Origin of the sequence: Streptococcus parasanguinis (assembly GCF_001073155.1) — a bacterium.
Classification (GTDB): Bacteria; Bacillota; Bacilli; order Lactobacillales; family Streptococcaceae; genus Streptococcus; species Streptococcus parasanguinis_D.
In genome coordinates this window covers 51,611-75,028 of record NZ_JVEE01000032.1, presented here as the reverse complement: position 1 = coordinate 75,028, position 23,418 = coordinate 51,611, and the positions used below count along the sequence as shown (strand labels likewise).

The window sequence follows — 23,418 nt, the reverse complement described above, 5'->3', positions numbered from 1 at the left end:
GCTAAGCGACTACCTTATCTCACAGGGGGCAACCCCCAACTACTTCCGGCGTTCTAGGGCTTAACTGCTGTGTTCGGCATGGGTACAGGTGTATCTCCTAGGCTATCGTCACTTAACTCTGAATGATTAAACATTCAAAATTGAACATCTATATTCTAACAAGTTAACCTTTCGTTGTCAATATCTTCTGACTCTTTGGATAAGTCCTCGAGCTATTAGTATTAGTCCGCTCCATTGCTCACACAACTTCCACTCCTAACCTATCTACCTGATCTTCTCTCAGGGCTCTTACTGATATATAATCATGGGAAATCTCATCTTGAGGTGGGTTTCACACTTAGATGCTTTCAGCGTTTATCCCTTCCCTACATAGCTACCCAGCGATGCCTCTGGCGAGACAACTGGTACACCAGCGGTAAGTCCACTCTGGTCCTCTCGTACTAGGAGCAGATCCTCTCAAATTTCCTACGCCCGCGACGGATAGGGACCGAACTGTCTCACGACGTTCTGAACCCAGCTCGCGTGCCGCTTTAATGGGCGAACAGCCCAACCCTTGGGACCGACTACAGCCCCAGGATGCGACGAGCCGACATCGAGGTGCCAAACCTCCCCGTCGATGTGAACTCTTGGGGGAGATAAGCCTGTTATCCCCAGGGTAGCTTTTATCCGTTGAGCGATGGCCCTTCCATACGGAACCACCGGATCACTAAGCCCGACTTTCGTCCCTGCTCGAGTTGTAGCTCTCGCAGTCAAGCTCCCTTATACCTTTACACTCTGCGAATGATTTCCAACCATTCTGAGGGAACCTTTGGGCGCCTCCGTTACCTTTTAGGAGGCGACCGCCCCAGTCAAACTGCCCGTCAGACACTGTCTCCGTAGATGATGAACCTACCGGGTTAGAGTGGCCATAACACAAGGGTAGTATCCCAACAACGCCTCCATCGAAACTGGCGTCCCGATCTCTATGGCTCCTACCTATCCTGTACATGTGGCACAGACACTCAATATCAAACTGCAGTAAAGCTCCATGGGGTCTTTCCGTCCTGTCGCGGGTAACCTGCATCTTCACAGGTACTAAAATTTCACCGAGTCTCTCGTTGAGACAGTGCCCAAATCATTACGCCTTTCGTGCGGGTCGGAACTTACCCGACAAGGAATTTCGCTACCTTAGGACCGTTATAGTTACGGCCGCCGTTTACTGGGGCTTCAATTCATACCTTCGCTTACGCTAAGCACTCCTCTTAACCTTCCAGCACCGGGCAGGCGTCACCCCCTATACATCATCTTACGATTTAGCAGAGAGCTGTGTTTTTGATAAACAGTTGCTTGGGCCTATTCACTGCGGCTGACTGAAAGCCAGCACCCCTTCTCCCGAAGTTACGGGGTCATTTTGCCGAGTTCCTTAACGAGAGTTCTCTCGCTCACCTGAGGCTACTCGCCTCGACTACCTGTGTCGGTTTGCGGTACGGGTAGAGTATGATTAACGCTAGAAGCTTTTCTTGGCAGTGTGACGTCACTAACTTCGCTACTAAACTTCGCTCCCCATCACAGCTCAATGTTATAGAATTAAGCATTTAACTCAATTCACACCTCACTGCTTAGACGTGCACTTCCAGTCGCACGCTTTAGTTAGCCTACTGCGTCCCTCCTTCACTACATACTCTAGTACAGGAATATCAACCTGTTGTCCATCGGATACACCTTTCGGTCTCTCCTTAGGTCCCGACTAACCCAGGGCGGACGAGCCTTCCCCTGGAAACCTTAGTCTTACGGTGGACAGGATTCTCACCTGTCTTTCGCTACTCATACCGGCATTCTCACTTCTATGCGTTCCAGCGCTCCTCACGGTACACCTTCTCCACACATAGAACGCTCTCCTACCATACCTATAAAGGTATCCACAGCTTCGGTAAATTGTTTTAGCCCCGGTACATTTTCGGCGCAGGGTCACTCGACTAGTGAGCTATTACGCACTCTTTGAATGAATAGCTGCTTCTAAGCTAACATCCTAGTTGTCTGTGCAACCCCACATCCTTTTCCACTTAACAATTATTTTGGGACCTTAGCTGGTGGTCTGGGCTGTTTCCCTTTCGACTACGGATCTTAGCACTCGCAGTCTGACTGCCGACCATAATTCATTGGCATTCGGAGTTTATCTGAGATTGGTAATCCGGGATGGACCCCTCACCCAAACAGTGCTCTACCTCCAAGAATCTTAATGTCGACGCTAGCCCTAAAGCTATTTCGGAGAGAACCAGCTATCTCCAAGTTCGTTTGGAATTTCTCCGCTACCCACAAGTCATCCAAGCACTTTTCAACGTGCCCTGGTTCGGTCCTCCAGTGAGTTTTACCTCACCTTCAACCTGCTCATGGGTAGGTCACATGGTTTCGGGTCTACGACATAATACTATTCCGCCCTATTCAGACTCGGTTTCCCTACGGCTCCGTCTCTTCAACTTAACCTCGCATCATATCGTAACTCGCCGGTTCATTCTACAAAAGGCACGCTCTCACCCATTAACGGGCTCGAACTTGTTGTAGGCACACGGTTTCAGGTTCTATTTCACTCCCCTCCCGGGGTGCTTTTCACCTTTCCCTCACGGTACTGGTTCACTATCGGTCACTAGAGAGTATTTAGGGTTGGGAGATGGTCCTCCCAGATTCCGACGGGATTTCTCGTGTCCCGCCGTACTCAGGATACTGCTAGGTATAAAGACTATTTCGAATACGAGGCTCTTACTCTCTTTGGCTGACCTTCCCATGTCATTCTTCTATAATCTTTAAGTCCACATTGCAGTCCTACAACCCCGAAGAGTAAACTCTTCGGTTTGCCCTCCTGCCGTTTCGCTCGCCGCTACTCAGGCAATCGCTTTTGCTTTCTCTTCCTGCAGCTACTTAGATGTTTCAGTTCACTGCGTCTTCCTCTACCTATCCTTAACAGATAGGAGTACTAGCCATTAGCTAGTGGGTTCCCCCATTCGGACATCTCTGGATCGTCGCTTACTTACAGCTCCCCAAAGCATTTCGTCGTTTGTCACGTCCTTCTTCGGCTTCTAGTGCCAAGGCATCCACCGTGCGCCCTTATTAACTTAACCTTATTTTTGGTCTTGCGACCTAAACTCTTTAAATATTTACAGCGTTTCGGTTTATTTTCTTGTTACTATTTGATATAGATATTCAATTTTCAATGTTCAATCTTAACACCCTTACAGTGTTAATGGAGCCTAGCGGGATCGAACCGCTGACCTCCTGCGTGCAAAGCAGGCGCTCTCCCAGCTGAGCTAAGGCCCCACAAGACCTCTCAAAACTAAACAAGACCAACGTACAGGTTTCCATTTCCTTAGAAAGGAGGTGATCCAGCCGCACCTTCCGATACGGCTACCTTGTTACGACTTCACCCCAATCATCTATCCCACCTTAGGCGGCTGGCTCCTTACGGTTACCTCACCGACTTCGGGTGTTACAAACTCTCGTGGTGTGACGGGCGGTGTGTACAAGGCCCGGGAACGTATTCACCGCGGCGTGCTGATCCGCGATTACTAGCGATTCCGACTTCATGTAGGCGAGTTGCAGCCTACAATCCGAACTGAGACTGGCTTTAAGAGATTAGCTTGCCGTCACCGACTCGCGACTCGTTGTACCAGCCATTGTAGCACGTGTGTAGCCCAGGTCATAAGGGGCATGATGATTTGACGTCATCCCCACCTTCCTCCGGTTTATTACCGGCAGTCTCGCTAGAGTGCCCAACTCAATGATGGCAACTAACAATAGGGGTTGCGCTCGTTGCGGGACTTAACCCAACATCTCACGACACGAGCTGACGACAACCATGCACCACCTGTCACCTCTGTCCCGAAGGAAAACTCTATCTCTAGAGCGGTCAGAGGGATGTCAAGACCTGGTAAGGTTCTTCGCGTTGCTTCGAATTAAACCACATGCTCCACCGCTTGTGCGGGCCCCCGTCAATTCCTTTGAGTTTCAACCTTGCGGTCGTACTCCCCAGGCGGAGTGCTTAATGCGTTAGCTGCGGCACTGAGTCCCGGAAAGGACCCAACACCTAGCACTCATCGTTTACGGCGTGGACTACCAGGGTATCTAATCCTGTTTGCTCCCCACGCTTTCGAGCCTCAGCGTCAGTTACAGACCAGAGAGCCGCTTTCGCCACCGGTGTTCCTCCATATATCTACGCATTTCACCGCTACACATGGAATTCCACTCTCCCCTTCTGCACTCAAGTTAAACAGTTTCCAAAGCGTACTATGGTTAAGCCACAGCCTTTAACTTCAGACTTATCTAACCGCCTGCGCTCGCTTTACGCCCAATAAATCCGGATAACGCTCGGGACCTACGTATTACCGCGGCTGCTGGCACGTAGTTAGCCGTCCCTTTCTGGTAAGTTACCGTCACAGTGTGAACTTTCCACTCTCACACTCGTTCTTCTCTTACAACAGAGCTTTACGATCCGAAAACCTTCTTCACTCACGCGGCGTTGCTCGGTCAGGGTTGCCCCCATTGCCGAAGATTCCCTACTGCTGCCTCCCGTAGGAGTCTGGGCCGTGTCTCAGTCCCAGTGTGGCCGATCACCCTCTCAGGTCGGCTATGTATCGTCGCCTTGGTGAGCCGTTACCTCACCAACTAGCTAATACAACGCAGGTCCATCTCTTAGTGATGCAATTGCACCTTTCAAATCAACATCATGCAATGTCGACTTTTATGCGGTATTAGCTATCGTTTCCAATAGTTATCCCCCGCTAAGAGGCAGGTTACCTACGCGTTACTCACCCGTTCGCAACTCTTCCGCTCGGTGCAAGCACCAAGCTTCAGCGTTCTACTTGCATGTATTAGGCACGCCGCCAGCGTTCATCCTGAGCCAGGATCAAACTCTCATTAAAATAATTGTTTGTCTTAAACTCATTCTGTCACTGACAGATTTATTGTTTTTTTATTGTTCAGTTACTATAACCTTAGTTATAGCGCCCTGCACATTGGTTCGTCTTGTTCAGTTTTCAAAGGTCTTTGTCGCTCTCGCGCGACAACTATATTAGTATATCATGACCTCACTTAACTGTCAACACTTTTTCTCAAAAAATTTTATTTTTTTGAAAGTTTTTTGAAATAAAAAAATAGAGAGGGAATCCTCTCTATTTATATTCTTGTCTGTATTTGTTTTCTTCAGCTTTGTTAGCCCATACATAATGACCTGGTTTAATTTCAACCATTTGTGGTTTATCTTCAGAATAATCATGTTGTTCTGGATCGTAGATTTTTAGAACTTTTTTACGTTCTAGAATTGGATCTGGAATTGGGACCGCTGAAAGTAGGGATTGTGTGTATGGATGGATTGGGTGGTTAAATAGCTCTTCAGTTTCTGCTACTTCTACAATAACCCCTTTATAGATAACTGCAATACGGTCAGAAATGAAGCGCACAACTGACAAGTCATGGGCAATAAAGAGATAGGTCAAGCCTAATTCTCTTTGGAATTTTTTCAAAAGGTTCAAGACCTGTGCACGTACTGAAACGTCAAGGGCTGAGATTGGTTCATCCGCAATGACAAATTCTGGTTCCATGACAAGTGCACGGGCAATACCGATCCGTTGACGTTGACCACCTGAGAATTCGTGAGGATAACGTGTCAAATGTTCTGCTAGAAGTCCAACCTCATGCATAATATTTTTTACTTTTTCCTGACGTTCTTCTTCACTGTTAAACAAATGGTGGTTGATCAAACCTTCAGAGATAATATAATCAACTGTTGCACGTTCATTCAAACTTGCTGCTGGGTCTTGGAAGATCATTTGAATTTTTCGGATCAACTCTGATTTTTCACTGTGAGAGTTTCTTCCGTTGATCTTGCGACCGTCATAAATAATTTCTCCAGCACTTGTATCATTCAAACCGATGATCGCACGTCCAATTGTCGTCTTCCCACTTCCTGATTCACCAACAAGAGAGAAAGTTTCTCCCTTATTAATGAAGAAGTTGGCGTTCTTTACAGCAACAAATTTTTTACTTCCTTCACCGAAGGAAATTTCTAAATCTTTAATTTCAACTAATTTTTCAGTCATTTCCTTCCTCCTATTCTGTAATGTGAGTAAAGCCCATTTTTGAGCCAATCTTTTCGTGAAGGTTTTCGATTACTTCTGGTTTATGAACTGTCGGTGCATCTGGATGGAGCAACCATGTCTTCGCCCAGTGAGTATCGGATACTTTGAAAGCAGGTGCCTCTTCTTCAAAATCAATCTGCATCGCATAGTCTGAACGAAGTGCGAAAGCATCTCCTTTAATCGGAGCATACAATGAAGGCGGAGTTCCTGGAATAGAGTAAAGATCACCATCTGAGGTTGACAATTGAGGCAAGCTTGAAAGCAAGCTCCATGTGTATGGATGTTTTGGATCGTAGAAAATTTCTTCTACTTTACCAAACTCAACAATTTCTCCAGCATACATAACGGCTACTTTATCTGCAATACTTGCAACCACACCTAAGTCGTGGGTGATAAAGATAACTGTAAATTGGTATTCTTTTTGAAGGGATTTCAACAAATCAATGATTTGCGCTTGAATGGTTACGTCAAGGGCTGTTGTTGGTTCGTCACAGATTAAGATATCTGGACGGCAGGCCAAGGCGATAGCAATAACGATCCGTTGACGCATCCCACCTGAATATTGGAATGGATACTCATCAAAACGACGTTCCGCATCTGGAATTCCAACTTTCTCCATATAGTCCAAAGCCATTTCTTTGGCTTCTTTAGCTGTTTTCCCTTGGTGTTTGATAATGACTTCTGTAATTTGTGAACCAATTGTGTTGATTGGGTCCAAACTTGTCATTGGGTCTTGGAAAATTGTAGCGATCTTAGATCCACGAATATTTTCCCAATCTTTATTCGATTTCAAATCTGTCAATTCTTGACCACGGTATTTAATCGAACCTTGGGCAATACGGCCGTTATCTTCTAACATTCCGGTGAATGTCTTTGTCAAAACTGATTTCCCTGAACCTGACTCACCAACCAAGGCAAGAACTTCACCTTCTACTAGCTCAAGCGATACGCCACGAATAGCTGTCAATACGCGATCGCGCACGTCAAATTCCACTACGATATCTTGAGCAGATAAAATAATATTGTTATTTGATGTCATATCTACTCCTCCTATCTATGTGTACGTGGGTCGCTGGCATCGGCCAAGTTTTGTCCGACGATAAAGAATGACAAGGATACTAAAATCAAAACAGTAAGCGGAATCCAGAATAGGTAGGCATTGGTAGTTACGTTTTGAGAATAGTCAGAAATCAAACGTCCCAAACTTGGAACGGTGATTGGAAGACCAAGCCCGAAGAATGAAAGGAAGGCTTCGTAAGAAATAAAGCTTGGAAGTAATTGTGATGTTTGTGTCACGATTACAGATACCAACTGAGGCAAAATGTTTTTCGTAACAATTTTCAAAGTTGGTGTTCCTAATGTTCGACTGGCAAGGTTGTACTCCAAATCACGGTAACGCATGATTTGGACACGAATGGTATAGGCAATTCCGATCCATCCGGTTAAGGACATGGCAAGAATCAAGTTCCAGAAACCAGATCCCATTGAGTAAGTCAAGACGATAACGATCAACATAAATGGAATGTTAGAAATAACGTTATAAACTTCCATCATGATACGGTCGATGGATTTTGAGATCCCCCAAATTCCACCAACGATAACTCCGACTACCACGTTAATAACCGTTGCGATAAAGGAAATGATAATTGAATTCCGAGCACCAAACCAAACTCCATCAAAGAGGGATTTACCGTTATTATCTGTACCAAATAGCGCTTTCCCACTTGGTGGATTCAAACGTGCTGAAAAGTCATTTACCTTACTTACGTCGTTGTAATCAAATTTTGAAAACATTGGATAGACAAAACTCATCAAGAGAATCCCAATCAAAATAGCAAGCATGATGATAGTGGTTCTTTTTTTCAAGAATTGTCTGAATACAGATTTCCAGTATGAATACGCTGGAGCATCGATTACTTCAGAGGCAAAGTCATCGCGTTTTACAAACTGAAATTTATTTTTATCGATTGTAGCCATTATTTGCCTCCTTTCGTATTCGTTAATTTAATTCGTGGATCAAGCACTGTCATCAAGATATCACCTAACATGGCAGCAAAGATACCAAGTGATGTGAAGATGAAGACAAGTCCGATGACCATGGTGTTGTTTGATGCTTTAATAGAGTCAATCAACATTTTACCCATACCTGGGAAAGCAAAGACTGTTTCAGTAAGTGTCGCACCTGAGATAACTCCAATGATAGAACCTGGAATACCAGATACCAATGGAACCATCGCATTTTTGAAGATGTGTTTTCTTGAGATCTCACGTTCTGACAATCCTTTTGAACGAGCAAAACGGACGAAATCTTGCGAATGGATATCGATCATGTAACGACGAATCCAAACTGCGATAAATGGCGCACTCAACAAACCAAGAATCAGAGACGGCAATACATATGAACGCCAGTCCTGTGCTCCAAGTACTGGGAATGAGTCTGGAAGTCCAACAAATGAACCTGCTAGACGCACAATGTAAACAAGGGCAATAGTTGGAAGAGACATCATAAATGTCAAGGTTGCTGTTGAGATACTATCAAACCATGAGTTCTTAAACAGAGCCATGTATGATCCTAATGGGATCGCAATCAAGTAAGCAATCGCAATACCAATCAAACCAATGATTGAAGAAGACGCAATCATGGATGGATTCTCATAGTTGCTCAACGTTGCTGTATAAGCGTCCCCTTTACCAAATCGACTGATGTCTTGTGAGTCTGCCTTACTTGGTGATTTGTAGGTACGTGAGTAGATATCGATGGAAGATGTCTTTTTACCTGTTGGGAAGTTCACTTCACTCTTCTTAGTCGTTCCTTGTCCTTGGGTAATAACTTGAAGAACAGGGGTATTTGAATAAGTTGGATATGAATTTCCAAGGTTTAAGGTTACAAAGTTTTGGTGTACATATGGGAATTGACCGTTGAAGTACAAAAGATATTTATGTTTCGTACCAGAACCCACTACAGACCATCCAATAGATGGATCATTTTCAATACGGATATAGCGTTTGAGGTTTGGATTTGAGGCATCTTTCACCCAACCTGGATGATCAAACTGAATCAAATTCGCATAGAAGCTGATGACACGTTCAAAAACCGGAATTTCACGCACCGCATAAAAAGACTTACTTTCTGGGAAACGTTTCAACTGCCAACCATGACCTAATTTGTTAATGTATTCTTTATAGATCTTTTCATTAGCAGTCGTCGCATCAACTGTTACAGAAGAATCTTCTTTACTTGCTTTTTGTTGCAAGCTCTTTGAATCCATGTATTCCAAATAACCCATGCGATCGTAGACAGTATTTTCGTAGTTGATCTTCGAATCCTTTGTCTTCGCTACTTTATTGTAGTTAGGGTCATTTTTAAAGATGAGATTTCTCGGTGTTAGCGTATAGATAATCATGTAGGTTAATGTCGTGACGAGAAAGATCGACACTAACGAACGCAAAATACGCATAAAAACATATTTTTTCATATTTCATTCCTTTAATGTCCAAAAGAACTTTCTCCCCTAGAAGAGAAAGTTCTAATGAAAAGCAATAATTTAATTATTTAACGTGTTTTTCAAGATCTTGTTGAGCTTTTTTGTTTGACTCAGCTTTTTCTTTTTGCCATTTTTCACGTGCTTGTTCGTATTGTTTCTTAGTAACAGGTTCATCCTGAACTTCAACATATTTGAAGTATGCTGATCCTTTGTTACCTGTTTGAGATGATGGGCCAGAGAATGGTACCACTTTGGAAACAACAGTTGCTGCACCTGTACTTGACATTGTAGGAATTACCAAGGCACTATCACTCAACCAAGCTTGAGCAGCTGCGTATTTTTCATAACGTTTAGCTACATCAAGTGATTCGCTATTAGCGTCTGCAAGAAGTTTTGCATACTCATCCAAGCCAACTGCTTTGGCTGAAGCATTATCTACACCACCTGCAAAACCAAGGTAGACTTTTGTTTGGTCTTCTGATGATGGTTGAAGCGTATCAAGGTAAGTTGATGGATCATCATAGTCTGGGTTCCATCCAACCAATCCTTGAAGATCCCAATCTGCATCTGCAGCTGATGGAACATTCAATGTGATGTTCAACACTTCGTCTTGGTCCATCATTTGAAGGTCAAGGACAACATTGTCTTTACCAAGAGTATCTTCCACTGTTTGTTTCAATGATTGCATCCGTGAAACAAAGTTTGTAGAGTTTTGTGCTACTGGTACGTCAATATGAATTGGGAATTGAACGCCATCTTTTTGAAGTTCAGCTTTTGCTTTTTCAAGTTGTGCTTTTGCTTTGTCTTTGTTGTAAAGACCATCTTGACCATCTGCTAGGTTGACACCTTTCCATTGATCACCATATGTGCTCAATTTATCTGCAACCACATCTCCAAAGTCTTTTCCATTTACTTGCACAAAGGCTGGAGCTGTGTAGGTGTTACGGATAGCTGGTTTAGCAAATGCTTTACTATTTACTTGTGCTGAGTAGTTTTCACGGTTCAAGGCAAAAGTGATAGCTTGACGGAAATCTTTGTTCAAGATTGCTTTCTTAGTCGCAGTCTTTTCAGCATCTGATTTCTTAGCAGTGTGTTTGTATGATTGACGGTCAATGTTGAAACCAAGAACCGCTACCCCTGAACCAGCCGGTGTATTATAGATGTTGTCTTTGTATTTTTTAGATACAGTTGCAAAGTTTGAACTTGCTGGGAATAGACGAGCGACTGTATAAGCACCATCAGAGAAACCACGCGCCAATGAATCTTGGTCTGATCCATCATAATAAGTGAGTTTCACTTCTTTAAGGTGAACGTTTTTCTTATCCCAGTAGTTGTCATTCTTTTCAAATACAACAGATGATTTTGAAGTGATTGATTTAAGAAGGAAAGGTCCGTTTGCAAGGATTGATTTCACATCGTTTGGTTGACCAAAATCATCTCCCTTACTCTTCAAGAAATCTGTGCTAATTGGGAACAAGATTCCGTTTGTTGTTTTAGAGTTCCAGAAAGTTTCTGGTTTGTTCAATGTGTACTGAAGTGTGTAATCGTCTACAGCTTTGACACCAACTTGGCTGAAGTCTGTGATTTTCCCTTGGACATAATCATCCAAGCCTTTGACAGAACCTTGAACAAGTGAAAGGGTTTCAGATTTTTTATCAGCAGCGTGTTTCAAACCAGTCACGAAGTCTTTAGCAGTCACTTCGCCATGTTCTTCACCATCTGCATCGTACCATTTAACACCCTTACGAATCTTGTAGGTATAAGTCAAACCATCTTTTGAAACAGACCAATCTTCCGCAAGTGATGGTACGAGATTACCATACTTGTCATTTGCCATCAAACCATCTACGACGTTTGTAGTGATATCATGTGTAGCAGCTTTAGAAGACACAGTGTAGTCCAAAGTTTGAGGATCATCTGTGTAGACATAACCATAGTTTTTGTCTTCGCCTGAGCTTGCTTTACTAGTATTAGAACCAGAACATGCAGCTAACAATCCAGCTGCAAGGAGTGTTACTCCGGCAACTGCGAATACTTTACCTTTTTTCATAGGAATTCTCCAATAGTTTTTTTAGATTTGTTTAAGATTATATCACAAGTAGAAAAAAAAGTAAACTAAATTTTCTGAATATTTGCTTCAATCCCATCCAAAAACCTTGCTATGATTGACTTTTTAGCCTAATTGATGATTTTACGATTTTCCATTAATCATTTGTATGATACAATAGAGAGGACTAAGCAACGAGGAAACAACTGTGAAAAAATTCTTTCTTTCTTTTTTTACCTTCATGCTGCTCTTATGCAGTTTACCTTATCAGGTCGTTCTAGCAGATGAGTTAGATCTTCCTGCCCAAAGCGCCATTGCTGTTGAAGCTGATACAGGTAAAATTCTCTACGAAAAGGACTCGGAGAAAAAACGAGATGTGGGGGGACTGTCTACACTCTTAACCACTTATCTGATTTTCGAAGCCATTCATGAAAAAAAACTTTCTCTGAAAGATCCTATCATGCTGTCTGAGAAAGCTTTGTCCTTAAATGATATCGAAGGTGCTGGTACTCTTCCTATGGAGGCGAACCAATATACGGTTGAACAGTTATTGACGGCTCTTTTAGTTGGAAATTCTAGCACTGCTGCCTTGGCCTTAGCTGAGAAAGTGGGTGGCTCTGAGAAAAGCTTCGTTGAAAATATGAAGAAGAAACTTGCTGAATGGGGCATTCAATCTCCTCATTTAATCAATGCTACAGGATTAAATACACAAACCATCAGCGGAGATCCTGATGGAAAAGAAGACGAAAATCAATTGAGTGCTTATGATATTGCTGTGATTGCCAAGCACTTACTCCAGGATTTTCCTGAAGTGACCAAATATACTTCAAAACCCACTGCTCTTTTTTCAAACACGCAGATTGAAAACCCCAACCTGATGCTAGAAGGCATGCCGAATTACCGGTCTGGAGTCGACGGCCTTCGGGTCAGCAACTCTACCAAAGGTGGTATCACCTTTGCTGCATCGACGACGCAAAATGGCATCCACATGATTACTGTTGTCCTAGGAGTAGAGGCCGTTGACGGTGATCCATATGCACGCTTTGTGGCTACTTCTTCTCTGATGAACTACGTGGTCAGAACCTTTGTTTCTTCCATTGTCGTAAAAGAAGGAGATCCTTACGGGAAAAGTAAGGCAAGTATTATGGATGGGAAGTCTGAGACTGTTTTAGCTGTTGCAAAAAAAGACTTCTATATCGTCGAAAAACAAGGCAGTCAAACAGAACCAAAAGTTCAATTCAAGAGCACTCAAGAATCATTCAAGGCACCTGTCAAATCAGGAACCACTCTTGGAAAATTACACTATACTGATCCAGATAAAATCGGGCGAGGCTATCTAGAAGATCAGGAGCCAACGGTCGATATGGTAGCGGGAAGAACCATTGAGAAAAGCTTTTTCTTAAAGGTTTGGTGGAATGAATTTGTTCGTTATGTCAACGAAAAGCTATAAGTAAAAAAACACAATGGAATCAAGTCCATTGTGTTTTTTGATTGACAAAAATGAATTACCCTACAGAGCCTTCCATTTCGTAGCTAATGAGTCGGTTTAACTCAACGGCATATTCCATTGGAAGTTCTTTCGTAAAGGGCTCTACAAATCCCATGACAATCATTTCTGTCGCTTCTGATTCAGACAGTCCACGACTCATCAAATAATACAGTTGTTCTTCTGAGATTTTTGAAACCTTCGCTTCGTGCTCCAAAGCAACTTGTGAGTTGTGGATTTCATTAAATGGAATTGTATCTGATGCAGATAAATCATCCATAATAATGGTGTCACACTCGATGTGAGAAACTGATTTCTTGGAATTTTTGTTAAAGGTTACTTGTCCACGGTAGTCTACCTTTCCTCCACCTTTCGCAATAGATTTCGATACGATAGATGAACTGGTATGAGGGGCATTGTGGATCATCTTGGCACCTGTATCTTGGTGTTGCCCTGCATTCGCAAAGGCAATGGACAACATGGTACCACGCGCTCCTTCTCCATCTAGATAAACAGATGGGTACTTCATAGTTGTCTTGGCACCTAGGTTCCCATCAATCCATTCCACTGTCGCATCTTTTTGAGCCTTGGCCCGCTTGGTTACCAAGTTGTAGACATTGTCAGACCAGTTTTGGATGGTCGTATAGCGCATGTAAGCACCATCCAAGGCAAAGATCTCGACAATCGCTGCATGGAGGCTATTGCTTGAGTAGGTCGGTGCTGTACATCCTTCTACATAGTGAACACTTGCTCCCTCGTCCACGATAATCAACGTGCGTTCAAACTGACCAGTATTTTCATTGTTGATACGGAAGTATGTTTGAAGGGGGACGTCTACTTTTACGCCTTTTGGTACATAAATGAAGGTCCCACCAGACCAGACTGCTGAGTTGAGGGCAGCCAATTTGTTGTCCGTTGGCGGTACTAACTTCGCAAAATACTGTTTGAAAAGGTCTGGATATTCTTTTAGGGCAGAATCCGTATCGGTAAAGATAATCCCCAACTTTTCAAACTCTTCTTTCATATTGTGATAAACCACTTCTGATTCATACTGGGCAGAAGCCCCCGCTAAGTATGCACGTTCGGCTTCAGGAATCCCGATACGCTCAAAGGTTTCCTTGATTTTCTCTGGAACTTCATCCCATGAACGGGCAGGTTTATCTGAAGGTTTTTGATAATAGATCAAATCATCAAAGTCAATCTCTGATAGATCTGCACCCCAGGTTTGCATAGGCATCTTTTTGAAGGTTTCAAAAGATTTCAAACGGAATTCTAACATCCATTCTGGTTCATTTTTTGCTGCAGACAATTCACGAATAACCGCTTCATTCAGTCCTTTTCCGGTAGAGAGAATAGGTTGAACGTCATCGTGAAATCCAAATTTATATTCACCGAGATCAATTGGTTTCGGTTCGACTCTTTCTTCAGCCATAATTTCCTTTCTTTCTCTGTTTCTTCTTCTAATTATTTGCTACGTTCGATTGCTTTTTTAAGAGCATTCCAGGAGAGGGTCGCACATTTAATCCGTTGTGGGAATTTAGAGACTCCAGATAAGAAGGCTGCGTCACCCAGTTCCTCTTGACGAGGATCTGATTGACCTTGGACCATTTCTGAAAAGACCTGTGCTAATTCTTCAACTTCCTCTTTTGTTTTTCCCATTACAGCATCTGTCATCATACTAGCCGAAGCTGTTGAAATGGTACAGCCTGAATTGACAAAGGCAATATCTTGGACCCTATCATTTTCATCAAATTTTACACTTAACTGGATCACATCTCCACAAGTTGGATTGTTGAGTTGGATCTGATCAACATCTTCAATCTGTCCTTGGTGGTGGGGGTGTTTTGAATGGTCAGCTACGACCGCCATGTACAGCGAATCTAATTTAGAAAGTGCCATTGAAAAACTCCTTTGCTTTTACCAATGCCTCAATTAATTTATCACAGTCCGCTTTGGTGTTGTAGAGATAAAAACTTGCTCTCGTTGTTGCCGGAACTTGTAAATATTGAAGCAAGGGTTGTGCACAGTGGTGACCTGCACGAACGGCAATTCCTTCGTAATCTAGAGCTGTTGCCAAATCATGCGGATGGAGGTCTCCAAGATTAAAAGAAATCACACCAGAACGTTGGGCTAAGTCTTGGGAACCATAGATCGTCAAGCCTTCGATAGCCTGTAATTTTGGAAACACATAGGCAATCAATTCATGCTCATGCGCTTCTATTTGGTCCATTCCCAACCCCTCTAAGTAATCGATCGCTGCACCAAGACCAATTGCACCCGCCATATTAGGTGTTCCAGCTTCAAATTTCCAAGGCAATTCCTTCCAAGAAGCAGATTGCTCGTAGACAAAGTCAATCATCTCGCCCCCAAACTCGATCGGAGACATTTGCTCTAAGATTTCTTCCTTCCCATAGAGGACACCAATCCCTGTTGGTGCAGCCATCTTATGGCCAGAAAAAGCAAAGAAATCCGCATCTAAGTCTTGTACATCAATAGCCATATGAGGAGTTGATTGAGCCCCATCTACGACCATCATCGCTCCAACTTCATGAGCTAATTGAGCAATTTCCTTGATCGGATTGACCACCCCTAAGACATTGGAAGCATGGGTGATGGAGACAAATTTTGTCTTCTCACTAAGCTTGCTCTTTAAGTCCTGCATATCCAGTAAGCCATCTTTTAGATAGACATAGACCAGTTTTGCCCCTGTTTTCTTACAGGCTTGCTGCCAAGGGATGATGTTGGAGTGATGTTCCATGATGGAAATCAGGACTTCGTCCCCTTCTTTTAGGACTTCTTCTGCATAGCGCGCTACCCAGTTGAGTCCCGTCGTTGTCCCTCTTGTAAAGAGCACTTCCTTGGTTGATGAAGCATTGATAAATTTTCTGACTTTCTCACGCGCTGCCTCATAAGCTGCTGTCGCTCGTTCAGCCAAGGTATGAACTCCACGGTGGACATTGGCATTATCTTGCAAATAATAGTGATTGACTGCTTCGAGAACACTTTTAGGTTTTTGCGTCGTCGCTGCATTATCTAGATAAACCAAAGGCTCATCGTGGACGAATTGATCGAGAATGGGAAAATCTTGAGCAATCGTATTTTTATCTAGCATTGTTTCTCCTTAGCGTTGAGATAACTTTTCTTCGATGGTGGCAATCATTTCATCACGTACTTCTTTAACTGGGATTTCAACAATAACAGATCCCAAGAAACCACGCACCACTAAGCGTTCTGCCGTGTGTTGATCCAGACCACGACTCATGAGGTAATACATGTCTTCTGGATCCACTTGACCGATCGATGCTGCATGACCTGCTGTAACGTCATTTTCATCAATCAAGAGGATTGGGTTCGCATCTGAACGCGCTTGATCCGATAACATCAAGACACGGCTTTCTTGCTGGGCATCTGCTCCTTTAGCACCCTTGATAATATGACCGATTCCATTGAAGGTCAAGGTTCCTTTTTCAAGAATGACACCGTGTTGCAAGATATTTCCGATTGAGTTACAACCAAAGTTGGTCACGCGCGTATCAATCCCTTGCACCTGACGACCACTTGATAAGGCAACGACCTTCAAATCAGCATGACTTCCATTTCCAACCAAGTCACTGTCAAAGTCTGCAACAACATTGCCTTCATTCATAACACCGATGGCCCAATCAATGCTGGCATCCTGTCCTAGTTTCCCACGGCGACTGATGTAGGCTGTGACATTTTCACCCAGGCGGTCAATCGCCGCAAATTTCACTTGAGCACCTGAGCGGGCGATCACTTCAACCGTCACATTAGCAGTTGCTTTTGCTGTGCCATCACCTTTTGATTCCAAGCGTTCCAAATAGCTGAACTTACTGTTTTTACCAGCGATAATCAAAATGTGTTTGTTAAAAGGTACATCACTATCACTATCCTGGTAGAAAATACCTTCGATTGGTTCTGAAATTTCGACGTTATCTGGAATATAGAGGACAGCCCCACTATTAAAATATGCTGTGTGGTAAGCTGCTAGTTTGTCATCATCGTATTTGACCGAAGACATAAAGTAGTCTTCCACCACCTGCGGAATTTCTTCTAAGGCAGAATGGAAATCTGTGAAGAGGACCCCTTGGTCTGCCAAGGCTTGTGGCACCTGTTCAAAAACAGTCTGAGTTCCAACTTGGACTAATTTTAAATTTGAATCAAGGGCTGTAAAATCTGGAACATTGGCAGAAGCCTCGCTTTCTGTGATCGTCCCGTCCCCAAGATTCCAACGGTGGAATTTGACGCGTTCAATCGCTGGTAATTCCAACTGATCGATCTTGTCAAAAGCTTGTTTTCGTAAATCTTGCAGCCAACTTGGTTCAGCATGCAGTTCCGAAAAGAGGGTAATATTTTCAATACTCATTTTTTTCTCCTAATAAAGATACTATCTGTTTGATTTTATGACAACATTAGATCACTAGTCATCAGGTTATAGTTCTTCTTTATAGTCGTAACCGAGTTCTTCTGCAAGTTGGGCGTATCCTTCCCGTTCCAAGCGTGCAGCCAATTCTGGTCCACCTGAAAGCACGACACGACCTTCCATCATCACATGAACTACGTCAGGAGTAATATAGTTCAACAAACGTTGGTAGTGGGTGATGATCATTGCTCCAAAACCTTCACCCCGCATCGCATTAACCCCTTTAGATACGACCTTAAGAGCATCAATATCCAAACCAGAATCAATTTCATCCAAAAGAGCAAATGTTGGCTCCAACATCAATAATTGAAGGATTTCATTCCGTTTTTTCTCACCACCAGAGAATCCTTCATTGAGGTAGCGTTCTGCCATCTCTTCTTTCATGTTGAGCAATTCCATCTTTTCATCCAATTTGTTAATGAAATCACGAATGGAAATCTTCTCGTCCTCTTCTTTACCAGCATTCATGGCTGCACGTAAAAATTCTGCATTGGTAATTCCTGGGATTTCTGAAGGGTATTGCATAGCAAGGAACAAGCCCATCCGTGCCCGTTCGTCTACTTCCAATTCCAAGATGTTGACACCATCAAACAGAATCTCCCCTTTGGTCACTTCATAATTTGGGTTTCCCATAATCGCTGCTGACAAAGTAGATTTCCCTGTTCCATTTGGTCCCATGATGGCTGCGATCTCACCAGTTTTGAGGGTTAGGTTTACACCTTTTAAAATTTCTTTGCCTTCAATTTCAACGTGAAGGTCTTTGATTTCTAATGTCGACATTGCATTCCCTTTCTTTTTACTTTGAAGCATAGAAGGTTCTCAAAGTAAAGATTCCTTCATCACAAAGTATTTTTTTACCTTTCAAGTATATCAAAAAAAAGCCTAAATGGCTTTTCTTTTGATTAGAACTATTCTTATTTAGTTTTTTCTTTTCGTTTTTGACGAACTTCCTCCCGGTAGGAAGAATTCCCTATATAGCGCAGAACATTTAACAAAGGACTATGACTTGGCCCCAGAACCCCAATCAATTCTGCTAACAGCTCTACTCCAAACAAGAGCCCGATCACAAGTAAGACGCCCCCGATGCGAGTAGAGATATTAAGCAGCAAAGAGATCATCGAAAAGATCATCGAAATTCCATAGATTACCAATACGGTTCCTCGATGGGTTAACCCCAAGGAGAGCAGACGATGATGCAAGTGATTGCGATCCGGCTTGTAAAATTTTTGACCAGAAAGGGTCCGACGGATAATCGCCAAAAAGGTATCTGTAATCGGCACTCCAAGGATAATCATAGGGGTGACTACTGCAACTGCCGTCGCATTTTTTAAACCTTGCAAGGATAAAACAGAAATCATAAATCCTATAAACAGAGCACCGGTGTCTCCCAGATAGAGAATGGCCGGATGGTAATTAAAAGGAAAGAATCCAGCGATGGCTGCAACCAAGACAAAGATGGTCATGGTCAAAAAGAGATTGGGTACTGGTAGAAAGAAATAGGACACAATCCCCATTGTCACTAGAGAAATAATAGAGACCCCACTCACCAAGCCATCCAATCCATCAATCAGATTGACTGCATTGGTAATGGCAACAATCCAAATCACTGTCAAAAGATAAGAAAGCCACGGTTCAAAATGAAGTAAGGGACCACCAAATGGAATCTTGAAATCATTCAGCCGAAAATCTGTCAAAAACCAGACTAGACTCGCTGCAAGCAGGATACCGATCATCTTTTTCTTGGCTGACAACTCTTTGACATCATCAATCAAGCCTGTGAGAGCAATAATCCATCCCGCTCCTACGACCGGCAAGGTATAGGATAGGTAACTTTTGATTGGGGCAGTGGTGGATGTCAGCATAGGAATAAAGATGAGAGTCGCAATTGAAAAAGCGATCACAATAGACAGTCCACCCGCGCTTGGCATGGGCTTGGTATTGATCCGACGCGCATTCGGATAATCCACTGCATCAATCTTAAAGGAGAATAAGCGAACCAAGGGCGTCAATACCAAGGCAATCATAAAAGTCCCAATCAGCACCAGAACAAATTGCAAGGAAAAGGACATCATAAGCTAGCAACTTTCTTCAAATTCTCAATCGCACCAGACACCATTAGTAAGTGGCCATGTTCCTGCAGAACGGCTCGTGTCACTTCTGAATCGTCTGCATACTCCCGAATGATGGCCAGTAACCAGGTCGGATATTGAGTTGGTTGATCCTCTGTATCGATCAAGACGGTTAAATAATAATCGGATCCCATTTTGTATAATTCAGAGGTATCCACTGGAAAACTGACCATTTTTGAAAAGGCAACTGCTTGCTGGATATTTGAAAAACGCAAAATGTAATAAATATACTGACTTACTGGTGCTTCAGATGTAGGATCTTGTTCTTGATTGTCACGTAACTCTTCTTGTTCCAAATGGTGAATAGCTTCTGCATCCCCTTTTGTCTTATCAGAGATTGTTTTTTCCAAGGTTTTGATAAATTCATCTGGCGTCATGCGCGACAACTCTTCCATATCAGGAAGATCTGACAAATCCTCAAAATCCAATTGTTGATCAATTTTTGATTTGGTAACAAAAACATCCAATTTATCCGGTTTTGGTGTCACACGAAAGCTCAGCATCCCGCTATCCAGGAAGCTTTCTGGCATTTCGAGTTCATCCAAAATGGCATAGAAAAATTCTTCTGTTTTTTCTTGTGGGACAAGGAAATCAGCAATTTCCATTCCACGTTCTTCTAAGTCTTCTAGTTGGATCGTGATCTTAATTGTTGAATCACTAATTTGCTTCATCTTCATAGCATAACCTCATACTTCTAGTCTTACTATTATACTAAAAAAATGGATAGAATTCAAAAAAAGGATGCATAGAAAAGAGGTCGGGACAAAAGTCTCCAACCTCAATAAACAATTTGATCGAGTTCAACCGTTCTCTTAGAAAATTACACGGAAGAGACCATACAATAACAAGATGGAACCAAGAACAATACGGTATTTCCCAAAGACGGTGAAATCATGGTTTTTCACATAATCTGTCAAGAAGCGGATGGCGTACATGCTGACTACGAAGGCCACTCCCATCGCTACCAGTAGAATAAAGAGTTGCCCTAGTGCAAGTGAATGCCCGCCAAAAGCGAATTTCCCAACCTTTAAGAGACTAGCCCCAAACATAGCCGGGATACCCAGATAAAAGGTAAACTCTGTCACCACTGGACGGCTAACACCATTGATCAAGCCTCCTACAATCGTAGCACCTGAACGGCTTGTACCTGGAAATAGCGATAAGACTTGGAAAAGTCCGATATAAAGAGCGGTTCGATAAGGTAGCTTATGCAATTCCGTCACTGCAGGTTCGACTTGTTCCCGTCTTTCCAAATAGATAAAGGCAATCCCGTAGGTGATCAACATAATTGCAACGGAAATCGAATTGTGAAAATGCGCCTCAAACCAATCATCTAATTTAAAAACAAATACAAGAGGGAGGGTTGCAACTGCAACTTTTGCCCATAATTGCCAGGTCCGACGTACTTCTAGTGGAGATTTACCAGGTTTGAAGGGGTATAATTTATCAAAATAAATTACCACAACCGCTAGGATCGCACCCAATTGAATTACAACATTGAACATCTCCATAAAGGCTGGATCTTGGTTTTTAAACTGCACAAAATCCTGTAGTAGAATCAAGTGACCTGTACTTGAGATCGGTAGCCATTCTGTAATCCCCTCGACAATTCCAAAAAGGATCGCCTTGATTAATTCGATCAGAAACATCTTTTTCTCCTAAACTTACATTTGCTCTATTATATCATAAATCTATGGACTGGACCAGGCCTTCCAAACTAGAAGGGAAAGAGAGACTAAGACCATTCTTAGTACTGCTTAGAAGGCACCAAAGCCTCCTCCGCCTCCTCCGCCAGAGAAGCCTCCTCCACTACCAGAAGAAACTGTGAAATGACTAGCTGTCGATGCTGTCGATCCATAAGTAGACATGGCATGACTTGAGTGGGTCACATCATGATAGAATGGGGTGTAAACGAAGGCGTTTAAGGCTTGATTTTCTAACTGAATATTCCGAAGTTTCATGACCTTTGTGACCTGATCGGCTACACCATACAAGGCCGCATAGACCAATAATCGGTTCCATAGGACAAGAGACTGCAACTCTGCATCGTTGAGGTGAGCAATCTCTTTTAACATCCGACCAAAACTATCCCAGTAATAGCGTTGCTCCGCACCCGCAAGATTGACAACCCCATCTCGTAAGCATGCTTTAAAGACACCATTGAAGCGCACTGGCATAAACCAAAGTATGAGGATCCCTATCAAACAAGGAACCGAGAACCAACCCATCCCAAAGATGGCAAAGATTTCTGCTCCAAGGGCGATAAACCAAGCAGCCCAACCAAAGAAGAGGCTTCGTCTAGCTTGCGCTTCTTCATTTGCCTCTAAAGGGCGATAGTAGCTTGGCAAATGGAGATCTTCCACCTTGCGATGAACATCTTTGGCTACCTGGTTGACAGCAGCATCAAAGCGACCCTGAGCCCTACTTCCTAGCGAACGAATAGCATCTTGATCTGCTTTTTTGGCATGTTTGTATACGTCATCACTAAATTCATAATTCTTAAAGAGATCTTTAACGGTACAGGAAACCTGATCCCCAAAAGCCATATTCATAAAAGAGCGTTCAAAATCATCCACATGTCCATGAGACTTCCTGGTCAAAACGACTTCATTTCCTTGTTGCTCGTAGACAATCACTCCACGATCCATCAAATCCAGCAAAGTGGCTTGAAGCATTTTTTCAAATGTAAATACCGGAGGAGTCGCCTTCTCTTTATTGGTAGGGGAAGCCTCATCTAGTTCAGCTGAATAAACAACCGAACTCATAATCAGAGGTGCAATGTCCTGTGGAATCTCATAAAGACGAGTATCGGTTGGGTAGGTAACACCAGGCCAGATCATTTTTTTGAACCGATTGCGACCCAAGAGAGAAAGAAGCCAGAGTGCAATAATTAAGGCTGGCAAGATCCATTTCCAAAACATGCGTGTCCAGTATTTTTCTTGTTCAATTTTGGCTTGGTTCTTATGAAATTCATCCAATTTGGTCAATCCTGTATTTCGACCAGAATCATACAAAGTAGATAAGTCTGACTTCAACCAGTATCCATACAACTCCACCGCTTTTCCCTTGCCTAAGTTATAGAAAGTAGCAGAATAGATTCCATCTTCTTTTTTTACAGTCACATCTGGTCCCATAAAGGCTGTATGGATATACAGTTCCGATTGGGCATTGGCTGGTGCGAACTTAGGAATGACACGAAATTGAACTTCATCCACCTTCTGATCGCCATCTGTGATTGGTTTCCAGTTTAACTGCAAGATATCCTTGTGTGAATAAAGAAGATTTTTTAATTTCCATGTGACTTTAACCTTGACTGTATCTGTCGCTACCCCACCGTTATAAATTTTCACTCGGTAGCCATCACCTAGATTCGTAATCTCGGGTTCTCTTTGAAGATCACGGCCTTCCACCTCAACCTTTGGTGGCATCTCAATTGCGAAGCCTTGTGGCATATTCCCCGCCGTTCCTAGACTAACATACTGCCCTCTGTAAGAATCTTTGAAATAATAGACCAACTCCTCCTCATAGGTGGCGTCGTCCCAGTTGTCCAAGGTCAAGGTTCCACCATAGTACAATACATCATAAGAGGGGCTAGATGCATGGACGTTCTGACTGACAAAAAGGCAGGCCAGAAAGGCGAAAAAAACATACAAATACTTTTTCATTTGATCACGCTCCTTTGTATTATTATAGCATTTTTTAAATAAAAAGAGGAGCATGCTT

At 42.9% G+C, this 23,418-nt stretch carries 15 protein-coding genes, 1 tRNA gene and 3 rRNA genes; 1 reads left to right on the top strand and 18 read right to left on the bottom strand.

All coding sequences use genetic code 11. The features are described from left to right. From rrf to ADH92_RS05435, 9 genes are all read right to left on the bottom strand, one after another. Positions 1-116 (bottom strand): 5S ribosomal RNA (rrf, locus tag ADH92_RS05475). A gap of 79 nt (positions 117-195) precedes the next feature. Then, positions 196-3,095 (bottom strand): 23S ribosomal RNA (locus ADH92_RS05470). Positions 3,096-3,218: 123 nt separating this feature from the next. Then, positions 3,219-3,291 (bottom strand) — tRNA-Ala (locus ADH92_RS05465). 53 nt (positions 3,292-3,344) lie between these two features. After that, positions 3,345-4,892: ribosomal RNA gene (locus tag ADH92_RS05460) — 16S ribosomal RNA — on the bottom strand. The 16S, 23S and 5S rRNA genes sit together here with 1 tRNA gene alongside, the layout of an rRNA operon. A 249-nt stretch (positions 4,893-5,141) precedes the next feature. Further along, positions 5,142-6,068 (bottom strand): ATP-binding cassette domain-containing protein, encoded by a 927-nt coding sequence (locus ADH92_RS05455; protein WP_021154496.1) that lies wholly within the window; start codon positions 6,066-6,068, stop codon positions 5,142-5,144. 10 nt (positions 6,069-6,078) lie between these two features. Further along, a complete protein-coding gene (locus ADH92_RS05450; RefSeq protein WP_049497688.1) occupies positions 6,079-7,146 on the bottom strand; it encodes an ABC transporter ATP-binding protein in 1,068 nt (355 codons plus the stop codon). A gap of 11 nt (positions 7,147-7,157) precedes the next feature. Next, positions 7,158-8,084 (bottom strand): oligopeptide ABC transporter permease OppC, encoded by a 927-nt coding sequence (gene oppC / locus ADH92_RS05445; protein WP_021154494.1) that lies wholly within the window; start codon positions 8,082-8,084, stop codon positions 7,158-7,160. Continuing rightward, positions 8,084-9,583, bottom strand: coding sequence for an ABC transporter permease (locus ADH92_RS05440; RefSeq protein ID WP_021154493.1), 1,500 nt, complete (start codon positions 9,581-9,583; stop codon positions 8,084-8,086). Before ADH92_RS05440 ends, oppC begins: the two co-directional genes overlap by 1 nt. A 73-nt stretch (positions 9,584-9,656) precedes the next feature. Beyond that, entirely contained in the window at positions 9,657-11,642 is a 1,986-nt protein-coding gene (locus ADH92_RS05435) for a peptide ABC transporter substrate-binding protein (RefSeq protein ID WP_049490482.1), read from the bottom strand. Between the two features lie 205 nt (positions 11,643-11,847). Here ADH92_RS05435 and ADH92_RS05430 point away from each other — a divergent pair, with 205 nt between their 5' ends. Continuing rightward, a complete protein-coding gene (locus ADH92_RS05430) occupies positions 11,848-13,089 on the top strand; it encodes a serine hydrolase (protein ID WP_049497686.1) in 1,242 nt (413 codons plus the stop codon). A gap of 55 nt (positions 13,090-13,144) precedes the next feature. Here the strand turns inward: ADH92_RS05430 and sufB are convergent, their stop codons facing one another. From sufB to ADH92_RS05385, 9 genes are all read right to left on the bottom strand, one after another. Then, complete coding sequence (gene sufB, locus ADH92_RS05425; RefSeq protein WP_003010279.1) at positions 13,145-14,557, bottom strand: Fe-S cluster assembly protein SufB; 1,413 nt, start codon at positions 14,555-14,557, stop codon at positions 13,145-13,147. A gap of 32 nt (positions 14,558-14,589) precedes the next feature. Continuing rightward, positions 14,590-15,024, bottom strand: coding sequence for a Fe-S cluster assembly sulfur transfer protein SufU (gene sufU, locus ADH92_RS05420; protein WP_049497683.1), 435 nt, complete (start codon positions 15,022-15,024; stop codon positions 14,590-14,592). Continuing rightward, complete coding sequence (locus ADH92_RS05415; RefSeq protein WP_049497681.1) at positions 15,011-16,237, bottom strand: cysteine desulfurase; 1,227 nt, start codon at positions 16,235-16,237, stop codon at positions 15,011-15,013. The genes sufU and ADH92_RS05415 overlap by 14 nt, the downstream gene beginning before the upstream one ends. A gap of 9 nt (positions 16,238-16,246) precedes the next feature. Further along, on the bottom strand, positions 16,247-17,509 hold the full coding sequence (sufD, locus tag ADH92_RS05410; protein WP_049497678.1) for a Fe-S cluster assembly protein SufD: 1,263 nt from the start codon (positions 17,507-17,509) through the stop codon (positions 16,247-16,249). Positions 17,510-17,575: 66 nt separating this feature from the next. Then, entirely contained in the window at positions 17,576-18,346 is a 771-nt protein-coding gene (gene sufC, locus ADH92_RS05405; RefSeq protein WP_049497693.1) for a Fe-S cluster assembly ATPase SufC, read from the bottom strand. Positions 18,347-18,480: 134 nt separating this feature from the next. Next, positions 18,481-19,638, bottom strand: coding sequence for a glycosyltransferase family 4 protein (locus tag ADH92_RS05400; protein WP_049497676.1), 1,158 nt, complete (start codon positions 19,636-19,638; stop codon positions 18,481-18,483). Further along, complete coding sequence (gene mecA, locus ADH92_RS05395; RefSeq protein WP_049473266.1) at positions 19,635-20,372, bottom strand: adaptor protein MecA; 738 nt, start codon at positions 20,370-20,372, stop codon at positions 19,635-19,637. Before mecA ends, ADH92_RS05400 begins: the two co-directional genes overlap by 4 nt. Positions 20,373-20,507: 135 nt before the next feature. Beyond that, positions 20,508-21,344 carry an undecaprenyl-diphosphate phosphatase gene (locus tag ADH92_RS05390; RefSeq protein ID WP_049497674.1) on the bottom strand — a complete coding sequence of 279 codons (837 nt, stop codon included), beginning with the start codon at positions 21,342-21,344 and terminating at the stop codon, positions 20,508-20,510. Positions 21,345-21,452: 108 nt separating this feature from the next. Then, a complete protein-coding gene (locus tag ADH92_RS05385; RefSeq protein ID WP_049497672.1) occupies positions 21,453-23,360 on the bottom strand; it encodes a DUF2207 domain-containing protein in 1,908 nt (635 codons plus the stop codon). Positions 23,361-23,418: the final 58 nt, after the last annotated feature.